22 protein-coding genes are annotated in these 25,365 nt (G+C 56.4%); 7 read left to right on the plus strand and 15 right to left on the minus strand.

Going from position 1 to position 25,365, the window contains the following annotated elements; translation table 11 throughout:
* Window positions 1-89: 89 nt before the first annotated feature.
* Window positions 90-2,201, minus strand: a complete 2,112-nt coding sequence (locus ACAW74_RS21305) for a DUF7657 domain-containing protein (RefSeq protein ID WP_370700257.1) — start codon at window positions 2,199-2,201, stop codon at window positions 90-92.
* A gap of 59 nt (window positions 2,202-2,260) precedes the next feature.
* On the opposite strand from ACAW74_RS21305, the gene ACAW74_RS21310 reads away from it, so the two are divergent.
* Complete coding sequence (locus ACAW74_RS21310) at window positions 2,261-3,328, plus strand: lysylphosphatidylglycerol synthase transmembrane domain-containing protein (protein WP_370700258.1); 1,068 nt, start codon at window positions 2,261-2,263, stop codon at window positions 3,326-3,328.
* 50 nt (window positions 3,329-3,378) lie between these two features.
* Here the strand turns inward: ACAW74_RS21310 and upp are convergent, their stop codons facing one another.
* The gene (gene upp, locus ACAW74_RS21315; protein WP_370700259.1) at window positions 3,379-4,047 is read right to left on the minus strand and encodes a uracil phosphoribosyltransferase; all 669 of its coding nucleotides are present in this window, start codon (window positions 4,045-4,047) and stop codon (window positions 3,379-3,381) included.
* 196 nt (window positions 4,048-4,243) lie between these two features.
* Here upp and ACAW74_RS21320 point away from each other — a divergent pair, with 196 nt between their 5' ends.
* Window positions 4,244-6,019, plus strand: a complete 1,776-nt coding sequence (locus tag ACAW74_RS21320) for a hypothetical protein (protein ID WP_370700260.1) — start codon at window positions 4,244-4,246, stop codon at window positions 6,017-6,019.
* 105 nt (window positions 6,020-6,124) lie between these two features.
* Complete coding sequence (gene lpcA, locus ACAW74_RS21325) at window positions 6,125-6,703, plus strand: D-sedoheptulose 7-phosphate isomerase (protein WP_370700261.1); 579 nt, start codon at window positions 6,125-6,127, stop codon at window positions 6,701-6,703.
* A 121-nt stretch (window positions 6,704-6,824) separates the two neighbouring features.
* Here the strand turns inward: lpcA and ACAW74_RS21330 are convergent, their stop codons facing one another.
* From ACAW74_RS21330 to ACAW74_RS21350, 5 genes are all read right to left on the minus strand, one after another.
* Window positions 6,825-7,631, minus strand: coding sequence for a hypothetical protein (locus tag ACAW74_RS21330; RefSeq protein WP_370700262.1), 807 nt, complete (start codon window positions 7,629-7,631; stop codon window positions 6,825-6,827).
* A gap of 149 nt (window positions 7,632-7,780) precedes the next feature.
* Window positions 7,781-8,233 carry an LIC_13387 family protein gene (locus tag ACAW74_RS21335; RefSeq protein ID WP_370700263.1) on the minus strand — a complete coding sequence of 151 codons (453 nt, stop codon included), beginning with the start codon at window positions 8,231-8,233 and terminating at the stop codon, window positions 7,781-7,783.
* Window positions 8,234-8,354: 121 nt separating this feature from the next.
* The gene (locus ACAW74_RS21340) at window positions 8,355-9,401 is read right to left on the minus strand and encodes a phosphotransferase family protein (protein ID WP_370700264.1); all 1,047 of its coding nucleotides are present in this window, start codon (window positions 9,399-9,401) and stop codon (window positions 8,355-8,357) included.
* A 23-nt stretch (window positions 9,402-9,424) separates the two neighbouring features.
* Window positions 9,425-10,660, minus strand: coding sequence for an acyl-CoA dehydrogenase family protein (locus ACAW74_RS21345; protein ID WP_370700265.1), 1,236 nt, complete (start codon window positions 10,658-10,660; stop codon window positions 9,425-9,427).
* Window positions 10,661-10,740: 80 nt separating this feature from the next.
* Window positions 10,741-13,149, minus strand: a complete 2,409-nt coding sequence (locus ACAW74_RS21350; protein WP_370700266.1) for an alpha-ketoacid dehydrogenase subunit alpha/beta — start codon at window positions 13,147-13,149, stop codon at window positions 10,741-10,743.
* Between the two features lie 303 nt (window positions 13,150-13,452).
* Between ACAW74_RS21350 and ACAW74_RS21355 the strand changes: the two genes are divergently transcribed.
* The gene (locus tag ACAW74_RS21355) at window positions 13,453-13,875 is read left to right on the plus strand and encodes a DUF1573 domain-containing protein (protein WP_370700267.1); all 423 of its coding nucleotides are present in this window, start codon (window positions 13,453-13,455) and stop codon (window positions 13,873-13,875) included.
* A 348-nt stretch (window positions 13,876-14,223) separates the two neighbouring features.
* The gene (locus tag ACAW74_RS21360; protein ID WP_370700268.1) at window positions 14,224-15,129 is read left to right on the plus strand and encodes a prohibitin family protein; all 906 of its coding nucleotides are present in this window, start codon (window positions 14,224-14,226) and stop codon (window positions 15,127-15,129) included.
* A 54-nt stretch (window positions 15,130-15,183) separates the two neighbouring features.
* On the opposite strand, the gene ACAW74_RS21365 is transcribed toward ACAW74_RS21360, so the two are convergent.
* From ACAW74_RS21365 to ACAW74_RS21400, 8 genes are all read right to left on the minus strand, one after another.
* The gene (locus ACAW74_RS21365) at window positions 15,184-15,513 is read right to left on the minus strand and encodes a type II toxin-antitoxin system RelE/ParE family toxin (protein ID WP_370700269.1); all 330 of its coding nucleotides are present in this window, start codon (window positions 15,511-15,513) and stop codon (window positions 15,184-15,186) included.
* On the minus strand, window positions 15,510-15,773 hold the full coding sequence (locus ACAW74_RS21370) for a hypothetical protein (protein WP_370700270.1): 264 nt from the start codon (window positions 15,771-15,773) through the stop codon (window positions 15,510-15,512). Before ACAW74_RS21370 ends, ACAW74_RS21365 begins: the two co-directional genes overlap by 4 nt.
* A gap of 71 nt (window positions 15,774-15,844) precedes the next feature.
* Complete coding sequence (prfA, locus tag ACAW74_RS21375) at window positions 15,845-16,918, minus strand: peptide chain release factor 1 (RefSeq protein ID WP_370700271.1); 1,074 nt, start codon at window positions 16,916-16,918, stop codon at window positions 15,845-15,847.
* A 117-nt stretch (window positions 16,919-17,035) separates the two neighbouring features.
* On the minus strand, window positions 17,036-20,836 hold the full coding sequence (locus ACAW74_RS21380; protein ID WP_370700272.1) for a hydantoinase B/oxoprolinase family protein: 3,801 nt from the start codon (window positions 20,834-20,836) through the stop codon (window positions 17,036-17,038).
* Between the two features lie 48 nt (window positions 20,837-20,884).
* Entirely contained in the window at window positions 20,885-21,061 is a 177-nt protein-coding gene (locus ACAW74_RS21385) for a hypothetical protein (RefSeq protein WP_370700394.1), read from the minus strand.
* Window positions 20,995-21,216: a hypothetical protein gene (locus ACAW74_RS21390; RefSeq protein ID WP_370700273.1), complete on the minus strand. Its 222-nt coding sequence runs from the start codon at window positions 21,214-21,216 to the stop codon at window positions 20,995-20,997. Before ACAW74_RS21390 ends, ACAW74_RS21385 begins: the two co-directional genes overlap by 67 nt.
* A complete protein-coding gene (locus ACAW74_RS21395) occupies window positions 21,213-21,431 on the minus strand; it encodes a hypothetical protein (protein WP_370700274.1) in 219 nt (72 codons plus the stop codon). Before ACAW74_RS21395 ends, ACAW74_RS21390 begins: the two co-directional genes overlap by 4 nt.
* Window positions 21,432-21,501: 70 nt before the next feature.
* The gene (locus tag ACAW74_RS21400; protein ID WP_370700275.1) at window positions 21,502-23,166 is read right to left on the minus strand and encodes an OmpA family protein; all 1,665 of its coding nucleotides are present in this window, start codon (window positions 23,164-23,166) and stop codon (window positions 21,502-21,504) included.
* Between the two features lie 160 nt (window positions 23,167-23,326).
* Here ACAW74_RS21400 and ACAW74_RS21405 point away from each other — a divergent pair, with 160 nt between their 5' ends.
* Together ACAW74_RS21405 and ACAW74_RS21410 are read left to right on the plus strand one after the other, a co-directional pair.
* Window positions 23,327-24,694, plus strand: a complete 1,368-nt coding sequence (locus tag ACAW74_RS21405) for a UDP-N-acetylmuramate--L-alanine ligase (protein ID WP_370700276.1) — start codon at window positions 23,327-23,329, stop codon at window positions 24,692-24,694.
* 82 nt (window positions 24,695-24,776) lie between these two features.
* Complete coding sequence (locus tag ACAW74_RS21410; protein ID WP_370700277.1) at window positions 24,777-25,328, plus strand: LOG family protein; 552 nt, start codon at window positions 24,777-24,779, stop codon at window positions 25,326-25,328.
* Window positions 25,329-25,365 lie beyond the last annotated feature (37 nt).

Raw genomic sequence — 25,365 nt, forward strand, 5'->3', positions numbered from 1 at the left:
TGAACGATGGATAATGTATAATGAGCTTGTGTCTCCGGGTACGTTGAGCCCGCAAGGCCATTGTCCATTGTGCATTATCCATCGTGCACTCAATCAATGCGTTCGTAGATGGTCATCGAACCAAGCTCGACGGCTTTCTTCATGCAACGTACCTCGTAGGGAATTTGCGGCGCATGGTCGTAGAGCATGTACTTGACGTTCAGTTTCTTGAATTTGGGCGAGCAGGGGTCTCCCGCTATTACGTACCCATCTTCGTATTGCTGCGCCAGAATCGTGGTGTCGCCCTGTTGCGGGTTTATATAGGTCTGGAACGTGACGTGCGCGTAGCGGTTATAGGCCGAGTCGCGCTTCATCGTCGGGTCGAGCACACTGAAAATCTGCTTCCGGTTCGGGATGTATTTTACGCCCGTAATCTGTTTCGCTCCCGTTGCCGTGACCATGTACGTAATGAACTGACTACCGTTGACTACCCAGCGGGCGTTGGGGTCGCGGTCGACGATGGCCTTCACGTTTTGGTAGACGATGTTTTCGGTCAGCGGCGTTAGCCCCTTCGACAGCGGGTTGGCCTTCAGGTTAGGCAGTAAAAACAGCACGATCCCCGCGCAGAACAACCCCACCCGGTAGCGGATGTTGATCGAGAAAAGCAGCAGGCCGTTCATCAGAATGAAAAACAGCACCGGTAGGAAAACCTGATTTGAGGTTAGCATGCCTTCCGAGTCGTCGATGTTGACCGAAGCGGTGTAAATGACGAATGCTACCACACTCAACGCGGCAATGGGCGTAAACCAGCCCGGTACGTTGGCTTTCAACTGGGCCAGATCAATGGTGCGCAGGTAGCCGAGGTACAAAAACAACAGCACGATACCGCCTACCCCCATCGGAATTTGTGCCCGCCGAGTGGGTACCATGCTCATCAGCGTGGCTTTGGCGATGGCTTCGGGATAACCCACTTCCATCCAGAGCCACATCAGCACCACAAAGGCCATCGCGCCCACCAGCATCCAGTCGATGCGGCGCGCAAAAGCAAACAGTGCAATGGCCAGCGGGATAATCACTGGAGCAAAGTTGAGGTAGTGCGAGAGTTCGCAGATGTTGAGCCAGCCTTTCGGAAACTTCTGATCCGACCAGAACCAGCTGTAGTATTCAGAATACCAGTTGGCAATAAAACCCGTACCGCCCGTTTCGCTCCGTTTGCCGGGATAGACTGTGCTCGTAACGGCCTTGATGGTTTCTTCAATATCGTTTTTGAACAGGTAAGCCACTACGCCCGCCAACGCCGCCGCTCCAAACAGACTGACCAGCTTCAGCGGCACGGCTTTGAGCGGGAAAATGGCCGCGCGCTCGTTGGCAACGTACCCAATCAGCAGGAAGATAAACAGGTAGGCCATCGGCACCTGATACGGCGGATAAAGGCCCGTTGCGTAAGAGGCTGCAATCCAGATCAGCGCAAATGCAATGGGAATAATGACGGTCGGCTTTCGACTGCGTAGCAGATAAACCGCCGCGACAAACGCCGCACCGCAATAGCCGATCATCGACGAGGGGATAAACGACCACCAGACTGTGCCTGATGAAAGAAATAACACAATAGTGCCCGTGAGCGAGAGCCAATACTGGTTTCTGGTGACCAGAAGGAAAAACAGAAACGTACCCAGCAGCAAAATCAGCGGACTGCTATTGTACATCCAGCTATAACCGCGCTCGACATCCAGGAACAGAAAGCCCCAGTGCCCAAACTTGAAGAGTGTAACGGGGTGCTTCACCGGCACGGTCATCAGCGGTGTTCTTAATCCACCAATGGCCTCGTTTTCGGTCTTAAAGCCGGTGTTGGCATTCGACAGAATCCAAGGCGCACCCACGGCGTAATCGTCCATGCGGATGCGTTTGGGCGTGCCCGCGACCAAACCACGCTTCACTGGACCACCATCGGGTAGGATCTCGTTCCAGGCTGAAAGTGATATATAATGCCACTTGAACAGAACAAACAGTATAAACAAACCAACAAAGACCCCCAGAGTGATCTTAACGCGCCGGTCGAACCGAATCAGACCATCGGGTGATGGCGGCGGTGTTGGGGTAGAAATGGGTGTTGAAGTTGGTGGGGTAACAACGGGCTGGGTGGGCGAAACCGTACTCACTGGCGCAGCCATCGGGCGGGGAGATGCAGTGGGTTGAACGGGCTTTTTGCCTTTCTTACTCATTCGTTGGGTCAAGTGGCGTTTAGGGCCTAATCAGACAAATTTACCAATTTTGCCGGTAGGTGAACAGTGACTTCGTTCACAAAGGCTGTGCCAAGTATGAGAAAATGAACAAAACGCTGAAACAAGTGCTGGCGGTGGCGCTGGCGATGGGCCTGTTGCTCTACGCTCTCCGGGGGATGCCGTTGGCTAGTCTGCTTGATCAGCTCCGGCAGGCGGCTCCAGCCTGGATTGCCCTCACTACGCTGACGATGGGCCTGCAAACGGTTTTGCGTGCCCTGCGCTGGCGGATGTTGCTGCAAGGGCTGGGCCATCGCCCCTCAACGGGCCGCGCCCTGTCGGCAATGTTGGCAGGAAGCGCGTCGGGGTTGGTGATTCCCGGCTCGGGCGAACTGCTGCGCTGTACGCTGCTGCAACGCTCCGACAACGTACCTATCACCGAAAGCGTGGGGTCGATCATCACCGAACGGCTGGTTGATCTGCTGGCTACGGCCGTTTTCCTGACGCTCACGCTGCTGCTCGAATCGGGCCGTTTGCTGACCTACGCCCGAACGTACCTAGAGCCACCCGCATGGGTATTGTCTCTGTCGGCCGGGCAGTGGATTGGCGGGGGCATTGCCGGGCTAATTATGCTGGCCGTAACGTACCTGGGGTTGCGCAACCTGCTTGACCGTGGACTGGGCGCACGTCTCAACAGCCGCCTGCGGCTACGCGAGCGATTCGAGGGGTTCCGGCGCGGGTTGCTGAGCATCCGGCGGGTGGGTAATCCGGTGCTGTACTGGGTCATCACCGGCACCATCCATGCGCTGTCGCTGGTGGTGCTGGCATCACTATTTATGGCTCTGCCCAGCACAGCTAAGCTACCCGCCTCGGCTTCGCTGACCACCTTTGCACTAACGTCGTTGGGGAGTCTCACCATTCCGACTCAGGCCAATATTGGGTCGTATCATTTCCTGGCGAGCCGGGGGCTGATGGCATATGGCGTGCCGCTGCTGACGGGTACTATCTGGGCCACGTTCTCGCACGCTGTTATCACGCTTGTCAACCTGCTGTTCAGCGCGCTGGGCTTTGTTGCAGCATTGCGTTTTCTGAAAAAGTCCACCGAGCCAACGCCTGCCGAACCAGCTTAGGCAGGTACGTGGTAGCTTCATGGAGGACGTACCTGACGAATCGCCAGCCATTAGATTTTACCGCCAAAGGCCAGATCGCCCGCATCGCCGAGGCCCGGCACGATGTAATAATGGGCGTTGAGGTGTGAGTCGATAGCACCCAGCCACAGATGGCACTGTGGCAACTGAGTCTGGACGTACCTGACGCCTTCCGGGCTGGCAATGGCGGCGGCAATGTGCGTTTGGGCAGGAATGCCGTAGCGCAGCAGCGAATGATAAACTTGCTCGAGCGACCGCCCCGTGGCCAGCATCGGGTCGATCAGGATGAGTGTGCGGCCGCTCAGGTCGGGGCTGCTGATGTATTCCATCACGATATCAAACTCGTTTTCGTCCAACTCATCGGCATCGGACTGGCGGCGGGCCGCTGTTCGGTAAGCACCGGCAAACGCATTGTCGGCCTGGTCGAAAACGTTCAGAAACCCCTGATGAAACGGCAGACCCGCCCGCATAATGGTCGCCAATACCGGTTGTTGCAACAACGTCTGCGACTCGGCCACGGCCAGCGGTGTTTGTACCGTACCGTTCTGGTACGACATCGTCCGGGAGATTTCGTAGGCCGTCAGTTCACCCAGCCGTTCGAGATTTCGGCGAAAGCGCGCCCGGTCGGCCTGAAGGTGCAGATCGCGGAGTTCAGCGATATATTGGTTGGCAATGGAAGCCTGCTGGGCAAAAACAAACATAAAGCAATGCGTTTTGGGTTTCAGGTCGTGCCGGTCGGCAAATCCGCAGGCTAATATGCAACGCAACGCTAAACGGTAGACCGAAAACTGCAAGGGGCTTTGCGTAATTTAGCCGTCTCATTGTCGGAATGCCGAGGAAATCGACTTATTTTGGCTAAAAGGGACATTGCCCCCACCGACTGTTGCCCATTACTGTATGCGCTATTTGCTAAGCCTGTTTTGTTTGCTGCCCCTTTCGCTGGTTTATGCGCAAAGCCCTTTAATTCCGCTCAATCAGGACTATTACCACCTCATCGATCGCTACGAAATCCGGTTGGGCCGCTGGGCCGATCAGCATCACAGTACCGTAAAACCCTACAACCGGCAGGCTGTGATGCAACTGGTCGATACGCTCGAAAACGATCCCGATCAGGAGATTAGTTTATCGCCCACCGACCGCTTTAACATCAATTACCTGCGCGATGATAGCTGGGAGTGGGCATCGCCGCAACCCGTAAAAGCGCAGTTTCCACGGGTAGCCGTCGCTTTTGGTCAATCGACCGACTCGTCGGCCACGCAGCCGGTAGTGCTCCGCTACGAAGAACCGGGCAACAGCGAACGGCCATTTCTGGGCTTCTTCTACCGCAAAAAAAGCGATTTCTATAGCGTCAAGAATAAAGAATACGACCTGCACATCAACCCGGTTGTCTACGTTGGCTACGGGCGTGATCAGGTCCTGACCGACCCGCTCTACACCAACACGCGCGGTATCGAGGTGCGGGGGAGTATCGGGGGAAAACTGGGTTTCTATTCTTACTTCGCCGACAATCAGGCGTATTATCCTAAATACGTGCAGGATTACGGCCAAAGTTACCGGCTTACGGCAGCGGGCGGCGGGTCGTCACCGGGGCAAGGCGTGGTGAAGCTGTTCAACAACAACGCCGCTGATTTCCTCGAAGCACGGGGGTACATTACCTTCAATACGCTGAAAATCATCAATATTCAGTTTGGCCACGACCGTAATTTCTTCGGAAATGGCATTCGGTCGCTGTTGCTGTCCGACAACGCGGCCCCCTACCTGTTCCTGAAACTGTCGACCCGGTTCGGAAAGCGGTTCCAATACACTAATCTGTTCAGCGAGCTACAGAACGGGCAGGTGACGTTGTCGGGTATCGAACTGTTGCCGCAAAAATTCACGACCATGCACCACCTGAGCGTCAACATCAGCCGCCGGGTAAATCTGGGTCTGTTTGAAGCAGAAATCTACAGCCGCGACCGATTCGACATCAACTACCTGAACCCGATCATTATGTATCGTTATGTGGAGGCCTCGCGCGGTAGTGCCGATAACGCTTTCGTTGGCCTCGATCTGAAGGTGAACGCGGCGCAGCACCTGCTCTTCTACAGCCAATTGATGCTCGACGAATTCCTGATCAAGGAAATCCGGGCGGCGCGCGGGTCTTGGACCAATAAGGTGGCGATACAGGCCGGCCTGAAGTATATCGACGTGCTGGGCGTTCCCAACCTCGATTTGCAGGGCGAATTCAACATGGCCCGGCCGTATACCTACGCGCACAAATCGGGACAAACCAACTACGCTCACTTCAATCAGCCGCTGGCTTCGCCGTTGGGGGCCAATTTCATGGAAGGTCTGGGTACGTTGCGCTACCAAAACAAACGGCTGTCGGTTAATGGTACGTTTTCGCTGATGATGTATGGCACCGACCCGCCGGGCCGCAACTACGGCGGCAACGTGCTGAAAGACTACGAAGAGCGTCTGCGCGATTACGACAACTTTATTGGCCAGGGCCGCAAAACCATCACCACTTACACCGATCTGCGGCTCACCTATATGCTGAAACACAACCTGTTTTTGGAGGGGCGTTACCTCAACCGTATGCAGGATAGCCAATACATCCCCGACACCTACAAGACGTCGATCGTTAACGTCGCCATCCGCTGGAACGCCCCGTATCGGAGTTGGGTTTTTTAGTCAATTGTTCAAGGTTCAATGCCCAACGTTCAAGGTCGCTACGCGTTTAGTGGATGCGTTAGCGAATATGAAACGTTGGACAATAGACATTGAACCTGTTTTTCCATGCACGACATCATACTGACTGAACTGACCGAGGCACGGTCGGTACTGGATACCTTTCTGGCCGATCAGGCCAATATCGATGCGATTGCCCAAGCGGCGCGACTGATGGCCGACGCCCTGCGCGATGGTCACAAGATTATTTCCTGCGGCAACGGCGGCTCCCATTGCGACGCCATGCATTTCGCCGAAGAACTGTCGGGCCGTTACCGGGGTGACCGTCGCTCACTGGCCGCCATCGCCGTGTCGGACCCCAGCCATATGTCGTGTGTGGGTAATGACTACGGCTATGAGTCTGTGTTTTCGCGGTTCGTGGAAGGTCTTGGGCAGCCCGGAGACGTACTGCTGGGCCTGAGTACGAGCGGTAACTCGGGCAACATCATCCGGGCGGTGGAAGCGGCCCGCGCCAAAGGGATGAAGGTGGTGCTCCTGACCGGCAAAGACGGCGGCAAACTCGCCGGGCAGGCCGACGCCGAAGTGCGGGTGGCTCATTTCGGCTTTGCCGACCGCATCCAGGAAGTCCACATCAAAGTGATTCACCTCTTCATCCTGCTGATCGAACAGCAGTTGGGCCTGGCGTAAGCTTTTTTGTCATCCTGACGATAGGAAGGATCTTGGATTGTCCTTGCTTGTGAGTTGGGATGCTTCAAGATCCCTCCTGTCGTCGGGATGACAAAAAGCCTAACCAACTGCAATTAAAACCTTACCGGGGCGTATTACTCAGATTGCCTGTAACCGGCGTGTAGGTCAGAAAGAACCCGTCGGCACGGTAATAAGGAAGGTTGCGCAGCATATTGCTGGTATACTGCTCGGTGCCCAGCAACTCCTGCCCGCCAGTGAGTTGTTTGAACGGCATCACCTGCACGCCCGACGCCCAAAATTGGCTGTCCAGCACAAATTCCTGCTTGAAATCCTTGTCGACGGCCAGCGTCAGGTAATTGCGGAACGCTAGTGGCGAATTCTGGGCATTGTATTCGTAGACCTGCACGTCGACGGGCTTGGTTTTGTATGGATTGGTCGATGCTACCTGTTGGGTTGAAGACTGCCCCGGCAACACCAGCGCCGGACCGGGAACGACGACAAATTGATCGCGCTCCAGCTTCGTACCCGGCGGGATATAATCGACGGCGTTTGTCTTGCGAATGGTGCCCCCGAGGTCGAAATAACTACGGTTCCAGTAGCGCGTATAGGCGAGGGAATTGCCCGTACCCGCCAGATTGACCTCGGCTTCGTCGCGCCAGTAATCCATTTTCTCCTTCCCAACAATAAACGCCGACCGCTTCCAGTCGATGTAGAGCGGCTTGTTGAGCTTATTCTCGATGGTGAAATGGATAGTGCCGCGTTCGCCGAAGAACTGGTAGCTCAGGCGAAGGGTGTCGTTGTCATATACGAACCCCTGCTTGGGCGAGGCGGTCAGGTTGTTGCTGCTGAGCGTAATCAGTTGCGATGTGCTTGGGGCACAGCCAGCCAGCAGCAGCACCGCCGCTGGTACAAGTAATACTGCTTTCATACATATTGAGCTATTTAGGTACGTTACTGTAAATCAAATACTCAATAGATATGCGTTGGTGTAAAAAGGTTTAAGAGAGAGTGTACTTTTAATTATAGCCAATGATATCTGCCCACGGTGTTCTAGTTACGATGTTAATGCATTACTATTTATCGGTTTATAAGGATCAGTATATAAGCGCTGGTGCAGCAAATCAGGGCTATAATCAAGCCGGCAAAGGGAACAATAAACCAGTAATTGGCTGCTAGCCAGACGTAGAAACAAATCGTGAGGAGCGTGAAGCCAACGATGAAATGATCTGCTTGCAAAAGGGCAAAATGCCGCAGGGCGAGATAGGCGTTCAGACCTCCTATGAATACCAGACCGCTGCTGTGACTCCCGTTAAAACCAATCCAGGCCTTCCATAGGGTTATTTTCTGGCTTAGTATGGGCGAAGACGCTTTCATGTCACTGATCAACTTCTCATTTGCCAGTGAAAAACTGGTGGTGAAGAACGTTAGATACAGATGAACGCTGCCAAGTAGAAGCAGGATAATAGATCCTGTAGCCCAAAGATATTTTGCGATCATCGCGCCTTTTTTGGCCGCAATATCCGTGTTCATAGGTGAGAACGTACGACCTTCCGGCTAATTCTTGAGAACAATTTTTCGGCAAGCACAAGCTGAGTTAGCGGGAATACTTTCGGTACGGCAATGCCAGTTGTTCAGTTGGCTTTAATGAGCCTTACAACGTACCTGTCTCCACGGCTTTTATTCCCACTGTTGATAACGCCTTTACGCCTGCCAATAAACCGGCAAAACGTTCGTCTTTGGTGAGGCCCTGCTTGTAGCGGGCGTAAATCTGCTGCATGACAACGGCGTTTTTAAACAGCCCGAAGACGTAGTAGTACAGGATGTTGCTGACGTCGCGGCCCGACCGGTCGGCGTAGCGATTGGCGATTGCCTGTCGGGTCAGGTTGCCGGGCAGCCACGTCAGGTTAAACGATTTGCGGAACGGGTCGTCGCCCGCTTCGGCCCAGTAGGAGAGGGACGTACCTACGTCCATGAGCGGGTCGCCCACGGTGCACATCTCCCAATCGAGCACGGCCCGGAGTTCGCTCAGGTCGTCGGATAGCACCACGTTGTCATACTTGAAATCGTTGTGGAGCAGCGTTACGTCCGGGTTTTGTGGGGGCATTTGCCCGGTCAGGTACGTTGCCAGCGTAGTCATGGCTGGAATGTCGTCGGTCTGGGCGGCGAGGTAGCGGTTGCGCCAGCCATCGACCTGCCGCTGCACGTACCCATCAGGCTTGCCCAGCTGAATGAGCGTCGGCTCGACGGGTAGGGCGTGCAGTTCAACGAGTGTATCGACCAACGCCTCCGACAGGTGCCGCATGGTCGTTTCGGACAGGCCCAGCTTTGGAGCGGAGCCCGCCCGCAGGATCACGCCCGGTACGCGCTCCATCACATAAAACGGACTGCCGATAACAGTTTCGTCGTCGCAATAGGCTACCGGTTGCGGAATCTTCAAATAGCCCGCTTCCCGCAGTAGCGATAGCACCCGAAACTCGCGGCCCATATCGTGCCCACCCCGGATAGCTTTGGCTCCCACGGGCGGGCGGCGCAGTACGTAGTCGGTGTCCCCAATCGTGAGCAGGTACGTCAGGTTGGAGTAACCGCCGGGAAACTGCGCGACTCGGGTGATTGGCCCTAGGCTCAGGTACGTTGCCAGGGCGGTTTCGTTCAGTTCTTCGCCCGCACGAACGGCGGCAGGTACGTCGGGTTGGAGCATTTGAACAAGTAGCTTGGCGTTGGTTACGAGCGTACGGCGTCGCTCACTTTTTTGCGGGTATCCAGGCCGTAGCCTTTCAAGATGCTGCGGGCCAAAGCGGTTTTGTGCACTTCATCGGCACCGTCGTAAATGCGGGCACCGCGTTCGTGGCGGTAATACCAACCCAGCAGTACATCGTCGGTAACGCCCAGCGCCCCGTGCACCTGAATCGCCCGGTCGACCACGCGCAGCATCATGTTGGCGACAAAGAATTTGATGGTCGAAATCTCGTTGCGGACGGCGGCGGCCCCCTGCTCGTCGATGTTGTGCGCCGTGCGGAGCACCATCAGCCGTGAGGCGTCGATCTCGGCCCGGCTTTCGGCGATGAAGCCTTGAATAAACTGCTTTTCGCCCAGCATCACTCCTGGTTCCACCTCGCGGGTAGCGGCGCGGCGGCACATCAGGTCGAAACAGCGTTCGGCAATGCCAATCCAGCGCATGCAGTGGTGAATGCGGCCCGGCCCCAGTCGTTCCTGCGCCAGCGTAAAGCCTAGTCCCTCGCCGCCAATCAGGTTGCTCAGCGGCACGCGGCAGTTGGTATAGCGCACTTCGGCATGGCTGCCCCAGTGGTCGGAGGGGTCGCCCATAATGCTGATGTTGCGCACCAGCTCAAACCCCGGCGTGTCGGTCGGGACCAGAATCATGCTGGCGCGTTTATGCGGGGCGGCATCGGGGTTGGTCACGGCCATTACCACGGCAAAAGCAGCGCCATCGGCCGACGACGTGAACCACTTATGCCCGTTGATGACCCATTCGTCGCCCTGTCGCTCGGCCAACGTACCCAGCTGCGTCGGGTTCGAACCGGCAAATTCAGGCTCTGTCATCGAAAAACACGAGCGGATATGGCCTTCTTTCAGCGGCTCCAAGTACGTTTGTTTGAGGTGTTCGGGGGCATACTTGTGCAGCAATTCCATGTTCCCGATGTCGGGTGCCTGGCAGTTGAACGTGTAATGCCCAAACGGACTGTAGGCCAGCACCTCGCTGATCTGCCCAAACTCACAGAGCGTCAGGCCGAGTCCGCCTTCGGCCACGCTGTGTTGCAGGCCCCACAGACCGGCTTTCTTCACCAGTTCCCGCTTTTCGTCGAGTAGCCGGGCCACCTTCGAGAAATTGCCCGTCAGGTGTTCCGTCGTTTCGAGCGGAATGATCTCGTTCTGAATGAACTCGCGGATACGCGGAATCAGCGCACGCGTATGGTCGGTGGCGAAGATGGGTTCCATAGGAGAAGAGAAGGATGAATGCATTCCTTATGCGGGCGGCTACGTGCCCCGGGGTTGAGCCGCCCGCTAAGGAAACACCATTAATACAACGCCGGAAACTGCGCTGGGTCGCTTTCGTGCATGATGGCGTATACGCTCTCAAAGACATCGTCGACGCTCGGCTTTGAGAAGTAGTCGCCGTCGGAGCCATAGGGCGGGCGGTGTGCCTTGGCCGACAGCGTGCGTGGGGGCGCGTCGAGGTAGCGGTAGCCGTTTTGCGCGTCGAGCGTTTGCTGGAGCATGTAGGCAGTGGCACCACCCGGAAAATCTTCGTCGGCAAACAGCACCCGGTTCGTCTTCTTCAGCGACTCCACAATCGTACCGGTCAGGTCGAAGGGCAGCAGCGTCTGCACGTCGATCACCTCGACAGCAATACCCATGTCGGCTAGTTGGTTGGCGGCGTCCAGCACGATCCGGCACATCGATCCGTAGGTGACCACCGTTACGTCGGTGCCTGCGCGCAGAATGTCGGGTTGGCCCAATGGGAGGCAGAACTCGGCAAGGTTGTCGGGCAGGCGTTCTTTGAGGCGGTAGCCGTTGAGGCATTCAACCAACAGGGCCGGGTCGTCGCTCTTGATGAGTGTATTGTAGAAACCGGCGGCCTGTACCATGTTGCGTGGCACTAACACATGGATACCCCGCAGGCTGCTCAGCATCGCGCCCATCGGTGAGCCGGAGTGCCAGATACCTTCGAGCCGGTGGCCGCGCGTGCGGATGATGACTGGCGCTTTCTGGCCGCCTTTAGTCCGGTAGAGCAGCGTCGCCAGATCGTCGGTGAGGGTGGCGAGGGCGTAGAAGATGTAATCGAAGTATTGAATCTCGACGATGGGCCGCAGGCCACGCATGGCCAGGCCGATGCCCTGCCCAATGATGGTGGTTTCGCGGATGCCCGTGTCGGTGATGCGCAGGTGACCATATTTCTCCTGCAAACCAGCAAAGCCCTGGTTTACGTCGCCGATATGCCCGACATCTTCGCCAATGGCAACGGCACGGGGTTCGCGGCTGAAGAGGCTGTCGAAGTACTTCTGCATTATCAGATACCCATCCAGAACGGGGCTATCGTCGGAGAATTGGGGCGCGATGGGACGTACCTGCAACGGCGATTCGTCAGATTCGCTGTACAGGTGCGAGCTGAACCGATCGTCGTTGATTGGTTTAGCCTTCTGCAACCAATTGACCAGCAATTGCTTGCCCTGCCCCTGGTCGGCGCGGAGCAGGTGAACGGCTTTCCGAATAGCGGCGAAGGCATCGCGGTAGAGCGGCGACGTATTTCGCTGTAATTCCTGCCGCAGTGCCATAAGGCCGGCGGCTTTGGGGTGATTGCGGGCGGCCTGTTGCAGTAGGTCGCAGGCCTGTTCCAGATCAGCTTTGATGGGTTCCTGAAACGATTTCCAGGCGGCGTTCCGGGCATCGCGGGCCACGGTCAGGGCTTCCTTCTCGATGGCCGTCAACTCCTCGTCGCTGGCGTAGCCGTTGGTCAGAATCCAGTTGCGGAACTGGGCATTGCAGTCGTGGGTACGTTCCCAGGCTAACCGCTCAGTAGATTTATAGCGTTCGTGCGAGCCCGACGACGAGTGTCCCTGTGGCTGCGTCAGCTCCTGCACATGTACCAGCACCGGTACATGTTCGTGGCGGCAAATGTGCGCGGCGCGTTCGTAGGTGTCGAGCAGAGCGACATAGTCCCAGCCTTTCACCGTGAAAATGGCGAATCCCTGGTCTTGCCCGTCGCGCTGGAAACCCGCCATCGCCTTGGAAATACTGCTTTTGGTGGTTTGCAACTCCACCGGAACCGATATGCCATAGCCATCGTCCCACACCGACATCAGCAGCGGCACCTGCAACACCCCGGCGGCGTTCATGCTTTCCCAGAACATACCCTGCGAGGTGGAAGCGTCGCCGATCGTCGCAAACGTAACCTCATTGCCCTGCCGCGAAAATTGCGTCAGACTGGCCAGATCAGGGTTTTCGCGGTACAGCTTCGAGGCATAGGCCAGCCCCACCGAGCGAGGAATCTGACCCGCTGTCGGTGCAATGTCGCAAACCGAATTATAGAAGTCGGTCTGGTTGCGCCAATGCCCCTGTTCGTCGAGCCAACGGGTAGCAAAGTGGCCGTTCATCGACCGCCCGGCCGTGTTGGGTTCATGCGCCAGATCGGTATGGGCGTAGAGCTGCGCGAAGAACTCAGTCCAGCGCAGTTCACCCAGTGCCGCCACAAATGTCTGATCGCGGTAATACCCCGAACGGAAATCGCCCCGTTGAAAAGCGCGGGCGGCAGCAATCTGGGCCACTTCTTTGCCATCGCCGAAGATGCCGAACTTGGCCCGGCCACCCATTACGTCTTTGCGCCCCAACAGGCTTACCTGTCGGCTTTCGCAGGCAAGCCGGTAATCGGCCAGAATAGCGTCGCGGGTTAGCGCGTCGGTAGAGCGAAGCGGTTCATTGGCTATCACAGTGAAGGCACGTAATTTGATGGTTATCAGATAAGATGATGAAGTGTGGTACTGGCTTACCTGAAAAAGCTGACGGCCAAATTAAACGTTTTGCCGTCAGTCGGCTCTAACCAGCAGCTAAGCCACCGATTCAGGTAGCCTGTAGTAAAAGTACGTTAAAGGAACAAAGGGATCAAAAAAACGATTTTTTGTCGTTCTTTGTTAAGAAGGCGACCACCGAACAGTCTTTGGCAAAGCGTTTGTGGTATCTTTGTTTTATCATCTGTTTTGATCTGACAACCAAACCAATTATTGAGTACGCAAATGAAAACCGCATTATCACTTTTCGTAGCTTTATTTGCCTTTGTCGGCGTTAGCTTTGCCCAAAATGCGAACATCGTATTCGCTAAGGAAACGCATGACTTTGGTAAAGTAGAGGTAGGTAAGCCCGTGACACACGTCTTCACGTTCAAGAATACGGGTACGGAGCCCCTGGTTGTTTTGGATGCCGTTGCTTCATGCGGCTGCACCAAGCCTACGTTCTCGAAAGATCCTGTTGCACCAGGTGCTTCAGGCCAGATTTCGGCTACGTTCAACGCTGCGGCTATCTCGCCGTTCAACAAAACGGTTACGGTAACGACCAACGCCAAAACCTCTACGGTGTATCTGACGTTGAAAGGTGAGGTTGTCTCGAAAGAAGCCGCCGACGCTGCTGCGCAAGCAAGCAAGAAGAAAGGAACGAAATAAGTCGTAAGTCATACGTTGCCGAGGCACCCGCTGTTGAGGCATTAATCACTTCCCGACTACAAACTCTTTTACTGAAGGGTTAATTGATCAAGTAGTGCAGGAAAAGCACCCGGTCGTATATCGGGTGCTTTTTTTGTGCCCTACTGGCTACGTCATCACGGCCCGCAACCGATGCCATAGGCGGGCGTCCACTCTTGTAAATCCATTACCGCCGGCAGCCGCGCAGGATACATTTACGCAGCAGTCGGACGGATAAACGTTGCCGTAAAACAGCTTGACTATAAGTTGCTTACGTCGAGAGATGAAACGACAGCCACCCACCTGCTGCTGATCAACTTATCCTAAACAATGTTCTTTGTTGTTCTTGGCATCCTGACACTCATCGTCGGCTTTGCCATCAATACGCCCGCGCTGGCGTTTGCTCGTTTTTCGCGCCCACTCAAAGTCGTGGGCGTCATTCTGGTGCTTCTTGGACTGCTTACGGCCAGCATTCGGCAGATCGACGCCGGGCAGGTTGGGGCGGTGTCGCTGTTTGGTAGCGTGTCGGATCGGGTGCTGCAGCCTGGCCTGAATCTGGTCAACCCGCTGGCGTCGGTGACGGAGTTCGACGTGAAAACGCAGAACTATACTATGTCGGCCGATTATGACGAAGGCGAGAAACACGGCGACGACGCCATTCGGGTGCTCACCGCCGATGGCCTCGAAGTGGTTGTCGACCTGACGGTGCTGTACCGCGTTGTTCCAACGGAAGCCCCACGCATTTTCCGCGAAATCGGTACCGATTACAATGATAAGATTGTTCGGCCTGTGACACGTACCCGGATACGCGACAACGCGGTGTATTACGATGCTGTTGCCTTGTACTCGACCCGCCGCGACGAGTTTCAGGGTCGTATTTATAAGACGATCGAATCGGATTTCAAGAAACGGGGGCTGATGCTGGAACAACTGCTGGTGCGGAAGATCAACCTGCCCAATTCGGTAAAACAGACGATCGAGTCGAAGATCAGCGCTGAGCAGGAAGCCCAGAAAATGCAGTTTGTGTTGCAGAAAGAACGGCAGGAAGCTGAGCGGAAACGCGTAGAAGCGCAGGGTATCGCCGATTATCAGAAAATTCTCTCGACAGGGCTGTCCGATAAGCAGTTGCAGTATGAAGCCATTAAAGCCCAGCGCGAGTTGGCTGCTTCACCCAATACTAAGATTGTCGTGATGGGCGGACGGGGCAACGCCCCCCTGCTCTTGAGCGATAAATAGGCCGCTGTTGAACGACTAAAGCCCGAACGATGCGCATCGTTCGGGCTTTAGTCATTAGGCCAAGTCGTTGGCGATCAGCAGCAACTCCAGTTCTTTATCGGAAATCGTGCTTTGCTCGGCTTTGTCGTAGATTGATAGCAACGTGACGGTCTCGGTCAGGGCAACAACGCAGGTGATGACGCGGGCGCCCCCTCGTTTGCCTTGCCCTTTGCTGCGGATGGCCAACCGAATCTTGTAACAGTTTCGCCCGATGGATGTCCCCTGCGTTGGGTTTTCGGCAAGGCTGTCAATCAGGTCTTTTATTTCTAACCCCAGCGATCGGTATTTACGGATCAGGCGTTTTGCTTCTTTCTCGAACTGCTGGGCGGTAACAACACGCATCATAGTAGATTATCCCGCTCTAATTCGGCTAGAAATTCCACAGCAGGCCGCGTTTTTAGCGTGCCTTTTTGGAGAGCGATGTAATCTTCTTTGAGTTGGTTGAGCAATTGGTCTTTGGTCGGCGGCGCATCGTCTTCGGACGGCACTGCTTGAATTAACGAAGCCAGCCGGTCACGCTCCGTCGCAGGAAACTGCTCCCGAATCAATTGGGCCAGCTGACTAAGACTAACTGTCGAGGCAGGTACGTGCAAGGTCGTTTCCATAAACGAACGATACTGATTTAGTGTAACCGGGTACGTGTTGATAAACAACTGTGTAGTGTCGGCTGTTCCCGTTACGCCCCCGCACCTTCTTTGAGGCGTTCGGCGTTTTCGGCGATGCGGAGCTGCTCAATAAAATCGCCGATGTCGCCATCCATCACGGCAGGCAGGTTGTATACCGTCATACCGATACGGTGGTCGGTTACGCGGCTTTGCGGGTAATTGTAAGTACGTATCTTGTCTGACCGGTCGCCGCTGCCCACCATCGTTTTGCGTTGCGAAGCAATGGCGTCGTTATGCTTTTGTAACTCGATTTCATAGAGCCGTGAGCGTAATACGGTCAGCGCCTTGTCGAAGTTCTTCAGCTGTGACCGTTCGTCCTGGCATTGTACCACAAGCCCCGTTGGGATGTGGGTTAGCCGTACGGCCGAGTAGGTGGTGTTTACCGACTGGCCACCCGCGCCCGACGAACAGAAGGTATCTTTCCGGATGTCGTTCATGTTCAGGTCCACGTCGACCTCCTCAGCTTCGGGCAATACGGCCACGCTGGCGGCCGAGGTGTGAATGCGTCCCTGCGTTTCGGTGGCGGGTACGCGCTGTACCCGGTGTACGCCCGACTCGAATTTCATCTTGCCGTAGACATCTTCGCCCTCCACTTCAGCTACAATCTCTTTGTAACCGCCCGATGAGCCTTCCGTAAAGTCGACGATCGACATCTTCCAGCCCATTTTGTCGCAGAAACGCTGGTACATACGGAAAATATCGCCCGCAAAAATGGCGGCTTCGTCGCCACCCGTACCCCCGCGCACCTCCAGAATGATGTTCCGGCTGTCGTTGGGGTCTTTCGGAATCAGCATCTCCTTCAGGTCGGCCTCCAGCTGATCGCGGCGGGGTTGCAGTTGTTCCAGCTCTTCTTTGGCGAGCTCGCGGAAATCCTCGTCTTTTTCGGTCGCGATCAGTTGGCGGGCGTTTTCGATTTCGGCCAGCACCTGCTGATACGACACGTACTGCTGCACGATCTTGTCGAGTTCCTTATATTCTTTGCTCAGCTTCATGAAGCGTTTGGGGTCTGAGACCACCTCGGGCTGCACAATCTGCTGCCCCACTTCGTCGAAGCGTTCGCGTATGGCTTCTAATTGCTCAATCATAAGGCAAATTTAGTTCAAAGTTTGATGCCCATTTAGTTCAAGGTCCAATGTCCAAGGTTCAAAGTTTACCTACGTACGTTAAGACGCATGAGCCCATTTTGGACATTGGATCTTGAACTAAACCCCAACGCCGCCGCCACCGGGCGTTTCGAGCCGAATACGCTCGCCGATAAGTAGGCGACGGGAGAACAGGCCGGGCAATGGGGTCTCGGTACCATCTGGCCCGATGAGCGTTTGCTGACCGGGTTGGCCGGGTTGCCCGCCGTCGAGGCCATAGGGCGCAACCGTGCGGTGCTGACTCACCAGCGTCACCTGCATGGGGGCCAGAAACTCGATCTCGCGCACTAGGCCATCGCCGCCGCGCCACCGCCCGGCCCCGCCCGAAGTGGGGCGCAGGCCAAACCGCCACAGACGTACCGGATACCGGCGTTCGAGGGTTTCAGGGTCGGTGAGCTTGGTGTTGGTCATGTGCTGATGCACACCCGACCGCCCCGCTTGCCCGTGTGTGGCTCCCGCGCCGCCGCCGATGGTTTCGTAATAGCCGAGCATGTCGTCGCCAAACAGAAAATTGTTCATCGTACCCTGACTGCACGCGGCCAACTGCAACGCCTTTAGCAACGTATCGACTAATCGCTGACTTACCTCCGTGTTGCCCCCCACCACTGCCGGGCATTGTGCTGGATCGTCGAGGAAAACCGGGTTTAGCAACGATGCGTCGGGCAGCACGAACCGGACGGGCAGCATCAGGCCTTCGTTGAGTGGAATATTGGTGGCGTCGACGTGCTGCCCCACCCATAGCCGCAGCACATAGAGCACCGCCGAATGCAGGATAGAGATATTGGCGTTGAGGTTGTTGGGATGCACATCGCCCGTACCCGTCAGGTCGATCATCAGCGTTGGGTCACCCGGGACGTCGGATTGCACCGACATACGTACCTGAATCGGGTGTCCGTCGTCGAGGGTTTCGGTGGCTTCGAACGTCTGGCCTTCATATTGTGCGAGCACCGCCCGGATGGCATCCGTTGCCGACTGCTGCAACCGACCCATGTACTGATGCACGGCATCGAGACCATAGGTCCAAACCAGCGCTTGCAGGGCCGTTTCGCCTGACCGGAGCGAGGCAATGGCCGCTTCCAGATCGGCGCGGTTTTCGGCCAGGGCGCGGGTTGGGTATGTTGCCTGCGCGAAGGTCGTTTCCAGCGCGCCTTCCCACCGGAAATTCCCCTGCCGGATGATGAACTGCGGGGCCAGCACAACGCCCTCTTCGACCAGCGAGGTAGCATCGGGCGGCATAGAGCCCGGCGTTTTACCGCCGATTTCGGCATGGTGCGCCCGGTTGATGACGTACCCAATGAGCCGTTGTTCGTCATCGTAAACGCCTTGCAGCAGCGTCACGTCGGGCAGGTGCGAGCCACCGTATTTCGGATGGTTGGTAATAGCTATGTCGCTGGGGCCGAGGGGCGTGCCGTCTTGCGCGAGTTTGCCGAGAACCAGCCGGGCGCAGATGCCGAGACTGCCCAAATGCACGGGAATGTGCGGTGCGTTGACCACCAGCCGCCCTTGGGCGTCGAGCAGTGCACAGGAGAAATCGAGCCGTTCTTTTACGTTGACCGAAAACGCCGTTCGCTGCAATTGAGCGCCCATTTCGTCCGCAATGGCCCGGAATCGCTGGGTAAACAGTTCCAGTTGAATGACCTCGCTCGATTGGTTATCAGCCCGTTTTAGTAACGTACCCGTCCACGCTGCGACGGCTGTTTTATCCGCCTGAATGGTGAGCGACCAGCCTTCATCGATAAAGGCCGACGACGTCGTGTTGAGTAGCAGTGCCGGGCCGCTGAAGGTATCGCCGGGTTGAAGTTGGGTCCAGTCGTAAGCAGGATGCTGATCAGTTTGAAAAGCTGGGTGCGCCGGACGTGGGGTTGGTAGCGTGGGCTTCATGTCGAGAGGTGGGGACAACGTACCCACTGTTACGCGGATGCTTTCCACTTCGACCGCCCGGTTTTCGGGAACGTACCCGTAGCGTTGCTGGTAAGCCTGCCGAAAGAGCGTCTCCAACGAGTCTATCTCAGTTGCTGAAAAAACAACCGGCACCGTCGCCTCCTGACCTTGTAGGCGCAGAAACGCAGTCTGAGCCAACGTACCTATGGCTCCTGCCTCTCCGATATCCTGGCGCAATTCGGCCGTGGCTCGCTTTGTCAGTTCGTCAAACCAGTTGGCTAGCTCATCCAGCACTGCCGTCAATGGGCGCAATATGGGTTGGCCCGCCCGGCGTTCGATCTGTGCCTGACCAATGCCATACGCGCTGAGCAGTCCTCCGTCGAATGGCAGAATAAGACGGTTCATATCTAGCAGGCGGGCCACGGCGCAACCATGCAGCCCGCCCGCTCCGCCAAATACCAGCAAGCTATACTGCGCCGGATCGAACCCCCGCGCCACCGAGATTTTGCGGATGGCACCGGCCATCGTTTCGTCGGCAATGCGGGCGAAGCCCTGTAATAAATCGAGTGCATCGGTAGGCTGCCCCGTTACCCGGCTCACCTGTTCAACCACCGCGTCGAGCGCGGCCTGTGCTTTGTCGATGAAGACCGGGATGCCAAACTGCTGGGGATGCAGCCTGCCCAGCAACAGGTTGACGTCGGTAATGGTGAGGTTGGGCAACGTACCTGATGGCGTAGCACCGTAACAGGCCGGGCCGGGATTGGCGCCCGCACTTTGCGGGCCAACGCGCAACTGCCCCGTCAGGGCGTCGAACCAGCAGATGGAGCCGCCCCCCGCCGCCACTGTTTCGATGGCCAGTGAGGGTAGTTGCAACTCAAACGGACCGATGGCGGTGGAAAAACGGTAGTCGGGCTGCCCGTCGACGATGCGGGCGACGTCGGTGCTGGTGCCGCCCATGTCGAGCGTTAGCAAGGCATCGGTTGGGGCTACCGCCGCTGCGCCGATGACGCCCCCCGCCGGACCACTCAGCAGGCTGTCTTTGGGCTGAAACAAATCGGCCCGGACCAACCCACCCGCGCTCGTCATAAGCCGGACCGGGTGCCCGCCCAATTGGGTTTGTACGTTGGTCAGGTACGTTCGCAAAACGGGCGTCAGGTAGGCATCGGCCACCGTTGTCTGTGTACGCGACACGTACCCCGGCGCGGTCGATACGGCAGTCGACCGCGTAACGATGGTGAAGCCGGCAGCAGTGAGCGCATCGGTGAGCTGCTCTTCGTGAATGGGATTCTGGTAGGCGTTCAGCAGCGACAGGGCTACGGCGTCGGGCCGAAGGTCGTGGAGTTGGGTAATCAGACTAGCGATTGCCTCGCTGGTCAGGGGTTGGATGATTGCCCCGTCAGCCGAGAGGCGTTCCGGCACCTCCAGTACGGAGTCATACAGCACGTCGGCGGGTGGAATGGCGAGCTGGAAGAGGTCGGGGCGTTGTTGAGTGCCAATGAGCAGCAGATCGCGGAAACCCTCCGTGACCAGCAATGCCACGCGGCCGCCTTTCCGTTCGAGCAGGGCGTTGGTGCCTTTGGTCGTCCCTAGCCGCATCTCCAGCGCCGGAAATGGCTGGTGCAGTGGTGTTTGGGTGAGTAGGCGCGCCGCTAGCACGGGCGCTTCTTCACCCGTGTATAACTCAATCGTGGCGTTGGCTGGGTACAGCCTGCCCCGCTGCGGCGGGGTTCCTTCGGCCAATTGCAAATGGCCCTCAGCGGATAACGATTGTATCCGGTACGTTTTGTCTGTCTCCACCAATCGGAGGGTGTAGCCATCGAAAATTGGGGCCAGAAGCCAGGGGGCCGTTACCCGCCCGTCGATAAGCTGCCCCCGCAGCCGACTACTGCTGAGTACCTTGGTTCGGTGTAAAGTGCCGGTGAGGTCGAGAGCGAGGCCGTCGGTGAAGGTGCCGCCCGTATCAATCCAGATTTGCCACATGGCTGCAAATATCCGACGGAAGTAGTCTGTCGCTTACACAGGCGCGGTTTAATCGGTCGGTAATTCGGCTAGTAACTCATCCAGCGTATTATCACTGATGTCGGCCTGCTCGGATTTATCGTAAATCGAGACGAGATACACCGTTTCGGCCACCACTTTCACGCAGGTGATAACCCTTGCGCCGCCCCGTTTGCCTTTGCCCTTCGAGCGAATCCCCAGCCTGATTTTATAAAAGCCGTCACGAAGCGGTGTACCTTGAAAAGGATCCTCTTCAAGATGTCAATTAGCCCGTTAATTTCTTCTTTGAGCGACTGATATTTCTTCTTTAATCGCTTAGCCTCGCGCTCAAAATGAGCAATCGTCTCGACCCGATAACTCATAAATCGTTCAGAAAGTCACGTGCTGGACGGCTCTTCAATTTACCCTGCTCAACCAGTCGTAATTCCTTAACACCCTGCCGGATATTAGCGATTACCTCTTCGTCTGTGTCTTCGTCAGGCTGCGTTTCCTGAATGGTCACAAAGGAGAAGTGCTTGAGCAGGTTTTTGATAAAGCGCACCTTCCGGTCTTCTACATCGATAATGAACGTTGCCATAGATTAAGGTTTCGTTTATAACAAAAAAAACGGGAATAGGGGTTCTGTCTGCGTTTCCAGTCAGGAGCACTTACTTTTTCAGAATCACAAATTCGACGCGGCGGTTTTGCTGGCGACCTTCGTCGGTATCGTTGGTGGCTACGGGCTTGCTTTCGCCGAAACCTTTGCTGGCGACGCGGTCGGGTTCGATGCCCTTGCCAATCAGGTATTCGCGTACGGCGTCGGCGCGGTCCTGCGAGAGTTTGTTGTTGACCTCGTTGGAGCCGGTGTTGTCGGTGTGGCCGTCTACCTCAATCACAAGCTTGGGTTTGTCGTTGAGCAATGCCACAATCCGGTCGAGTTCGGGCCCTGATTCGTCGCGCAGAATGGCTTTACCCGTATCGAAAAAGACGTTATTCAGCCGGACGACTTCTCCCTCCAGAATCGGCACCAGCTTCAGTTCCTTTCCTTTGATTTCGAGCATGGCCGTAGCCGGGCCGGTGGGTTTGTTTGTCAGGTCGATGCTTTCGCCCACGGCAATGTAATCAGGCGTGACGGCCCGCATGGTATACTTCTGGCCGTAGGGCAACACGATCTTGTACTGCCCCGTAACCGGGTCGGCGGTGGCGCGGCCGGCTTCGGCGCCGTCGGGTAGGGTACTGTAAATAATCTCGGCGGCAATGGGGCGGCCCGTTTTCTGGTCAACTACCACACCTGAAATCATTGCCACCGGGTCGGGGCGCGAGATGGGGTCTCCGTTCTTGTTTGGGTCGTTCTGGGCGAGTGTGGTGGAATCGGCTGCGCCCTTGGGCGGTGTGGGCTGTACCATGTTGATGCGAACGATGTCGCCGCCTTTGCCCTGAACGCCTTTGAACGTAGTCAGGAAGGCGTTGTCGCCGAGGGCCGAGATGGAGTAGTACGCATCATAGCCGTCGGTGTTCACGCCGGGGCCGAGGTTCTGCGGCTTTGACCAACGTTTCCAGGTTTTGTCGACGCGGCGGGTTACCCACACATCGTTGTCGCCCTGCCCACCGGGCCGGTTGGTCGAGAAATAGAGCGTCACGCCGTCGGGTGCCAGAAACGGCGTCGTTTCTGTAAAGTCGTCGGTATTTACGTCGGCACCGAGGTTCATGGGTTCGCTCCACGAGCCGTTCTTCTGCCGAAACGAGACATACAGATCGTCTTTCAGGCCGTTGCGTTTTTCACTGAACGACAGCAGCAGCGTTTTGCCGTCGACGGTCAGGTAGGCAAAATCGAACTGACCTTTGCTTAGCTTTTCATAGTTAGCGATGTTCAGTTTTTCGGGGACGCCCCAACCGCTTTGGGTACGTTTGCTGATCGAGAAACCGCGCGTTTCGTATTGCCCATTCACGTAGGCCCCGCGCAACAGCAGCGTATTGCCGTCGGGCGTGATACTGAACACCGCGTTGTGGTTGAACTGGTTCAGCGGTGAGCCCATCCGCCGGGCCGGACCCCACTGGTTGCTGGGTTGCCACTCCGAATACCAGATGTCGGAACTGCCGTTGTCTTTGTCGGCAAATTTGGTGTTGTTGGGATGGTCTTCGCGGGTGTAATACAGCGTTTTACCGTCGGGGCTGATGAGCGGATTGCCCTCGTTGTAGATCGAATTGACCTGCGGACCCAGGTTTTCGCCTTTATACGCCGAGGCGGGCGGGGTCGCCACCGGAGCCTGCGCCCGACCAACGTACCCAGTCAATACCAACAATCCAGCCGCCAGGCCGTTTCTCCAGTTCATAGTCAGTGGGGAACTCATTATCCGCTAAACGAAGATAGTCGCTACCTTCGTCTGGAAAAAAGTTTACAGTGTACAGTTTGCCGTTGCGTTGCCACCGGGCCATGCGCGTTGAAAGCGGACTAACTGAAAACTGTAAACGGTAACCTGTAAACTTTCCTTCATGCCGCAGGCATATCACTTTATTGCTATTGGAGGGTCGGCCATGCACAACTTGGCCATGGCGCTTCATCAGCAGGGGCACACCATCACCGGCTCCGACGACGAAATTTACGATCCCGCCCGCACCCGGCTGGCCCAACGGGGGCTGCTACCCGATCAGATGGGCTGGTTTCCCGATCGCCTGCACGCGGGACTCGACGGCGTCATTCTGGGTATGCACGCCCGCGCCGACAACCCCGAACTGGCCCGGGCGCAGGAGCTGGGGCTCCCTATTTTCTCGTATCCTGAATTCATCTACGCGCAGAGCCGCCAGAAACAGCGGGTCGTGATTGCCGGTAGCCACGGTAAAACCACCATCACGTCGATGATTCTGCACGTGTTGAAACACCACAACCGGCAGTTTGATTACCTGGTGGGCGCGCAGATCGACGGTTTCGAAACGATGGTGAAACTGACCGGCGACAGCGATGCCAGCGGGGCACCTGTGATCATCATTGAAGGCGATGAATATGCCTCGTCGCCCATCGACCGGCGGCCCAAGTTCCTGCACTACCAGCCGCACATGGCCCTCATCAGCGGCATCGCCTGGGATCACGTCAACATCTACCCGACCTACGACGAGTACGTCGATCAGTTTGAGTTGCTGGCTGATCAGATGCCCAAAGCCGGGGTACTTCTGTTCGACGAAACCGATAATCTGCTCGACGTGATCGGCGAGAAAGAACGTCCCGATGTGCAGAAAGTGCCCTACGATGCGCATCCGCACCTGATTCGGGACGGCCGAACGTACCTGACGACCACCGACGGGAAAGAAGTACCGTTGCAGGTGTTTGGTCTGCATAATATGAAGAACATCGCGGGAGCTATGGCCGTCTGCGATCGGCTGGGTGTATCCGACGAACAGTTCTACGAAGCGATCCAGACGTTTGCCGGGGCGGCTCGTCGGCTGGAAACGGTGGTGCAGACTGATACGCAGATCGTGTATCGCGACTTTGCGCATGCCCCTTCGAAAGTCGAAGCCACCACGGAAGCCGTGAAAGCACAATTTCCCGACAAACGCCTGCTCGCCTGTGTGGAATTGCACACGTTTAGCAGCCTCAATAAAGCGTTCTTGAGCCAGTATGAGCACACGCTCGACGCGGCCGACCTGGCGGCGGTGTACTACAATGCCCACACGCTGGCCATCAAACGGCTGGAGCCGATCTCGCCTGACGATATCCGGGCCGCCTTTAACAAACCCGATCTGGCTGTCTTCACGGAAACCGCTGACCTGACCAATTTTCTCCACCAAAACCAAACAAACGCCGACGTGTTTCTGATGATGAGTTCAGGTACGTTCGGCGGATTGGACTTAACAAAACTTGTTTGACGTTTGCGGTTTAAGGTTTGACGTTAGCTGTTGCATCGACCAACATCAAACCTTAAACCGCAAACGTCAAACGCTATTTTTTATGCAAAGCATTGTTGTGTATTGTGGCTCATCGCCGGGGGTGAAGCCGATTTATAAAGAAGTGGCCGTTGAACTGGGCCAGAAACTGGCGGCTCGCCGAATCCGCCTGATTTATGGCGGAGGTGGATTTGGTTTGATGGGCAACGTGGCCGATACGGTACTGCTGAATGGCGGTGAAGTGACGGGCGTTATCCCGAATTTTCTGGCTGAGCTGGAAGTCGCGCACAAAACGCTGACCGAAATTCACTTCGTGGAAACGATGCACGAGCGGAAGTACAAAATGGTGCATCTGGCCAAAGGCGTGATCGCGTTGCCGGGTGGTTACGGTACGTTCGACGAACTGTTCGAGATTCTGGCATGGCGTCAGCTCAAACTCTACGACGGCCCTATCGCCATCATCAATGTCGACGGCTATTACGACCTGATGTTGCAACAGCTCGACCGCTGCGTGGCCGACGGTTTCCTGAAACCCGAAAACCGCGCCCTGCTGCTCGTAACCAATACCGTAGACGAATGCTTGGCGGCCATCGAGAATTTTTGGGACGAACTGTAGAGACGCAATCCCTTGCGTCTCCTTTCGCGTCAGCCAT

The organism is Fibrella musci (assembly GCF_041321105.1).
GTDB lineage: Bacteria > Bacteroidota > Bacteroidia > Cytophagales > Spirosomataceae > Fibrella > Fibrella musci.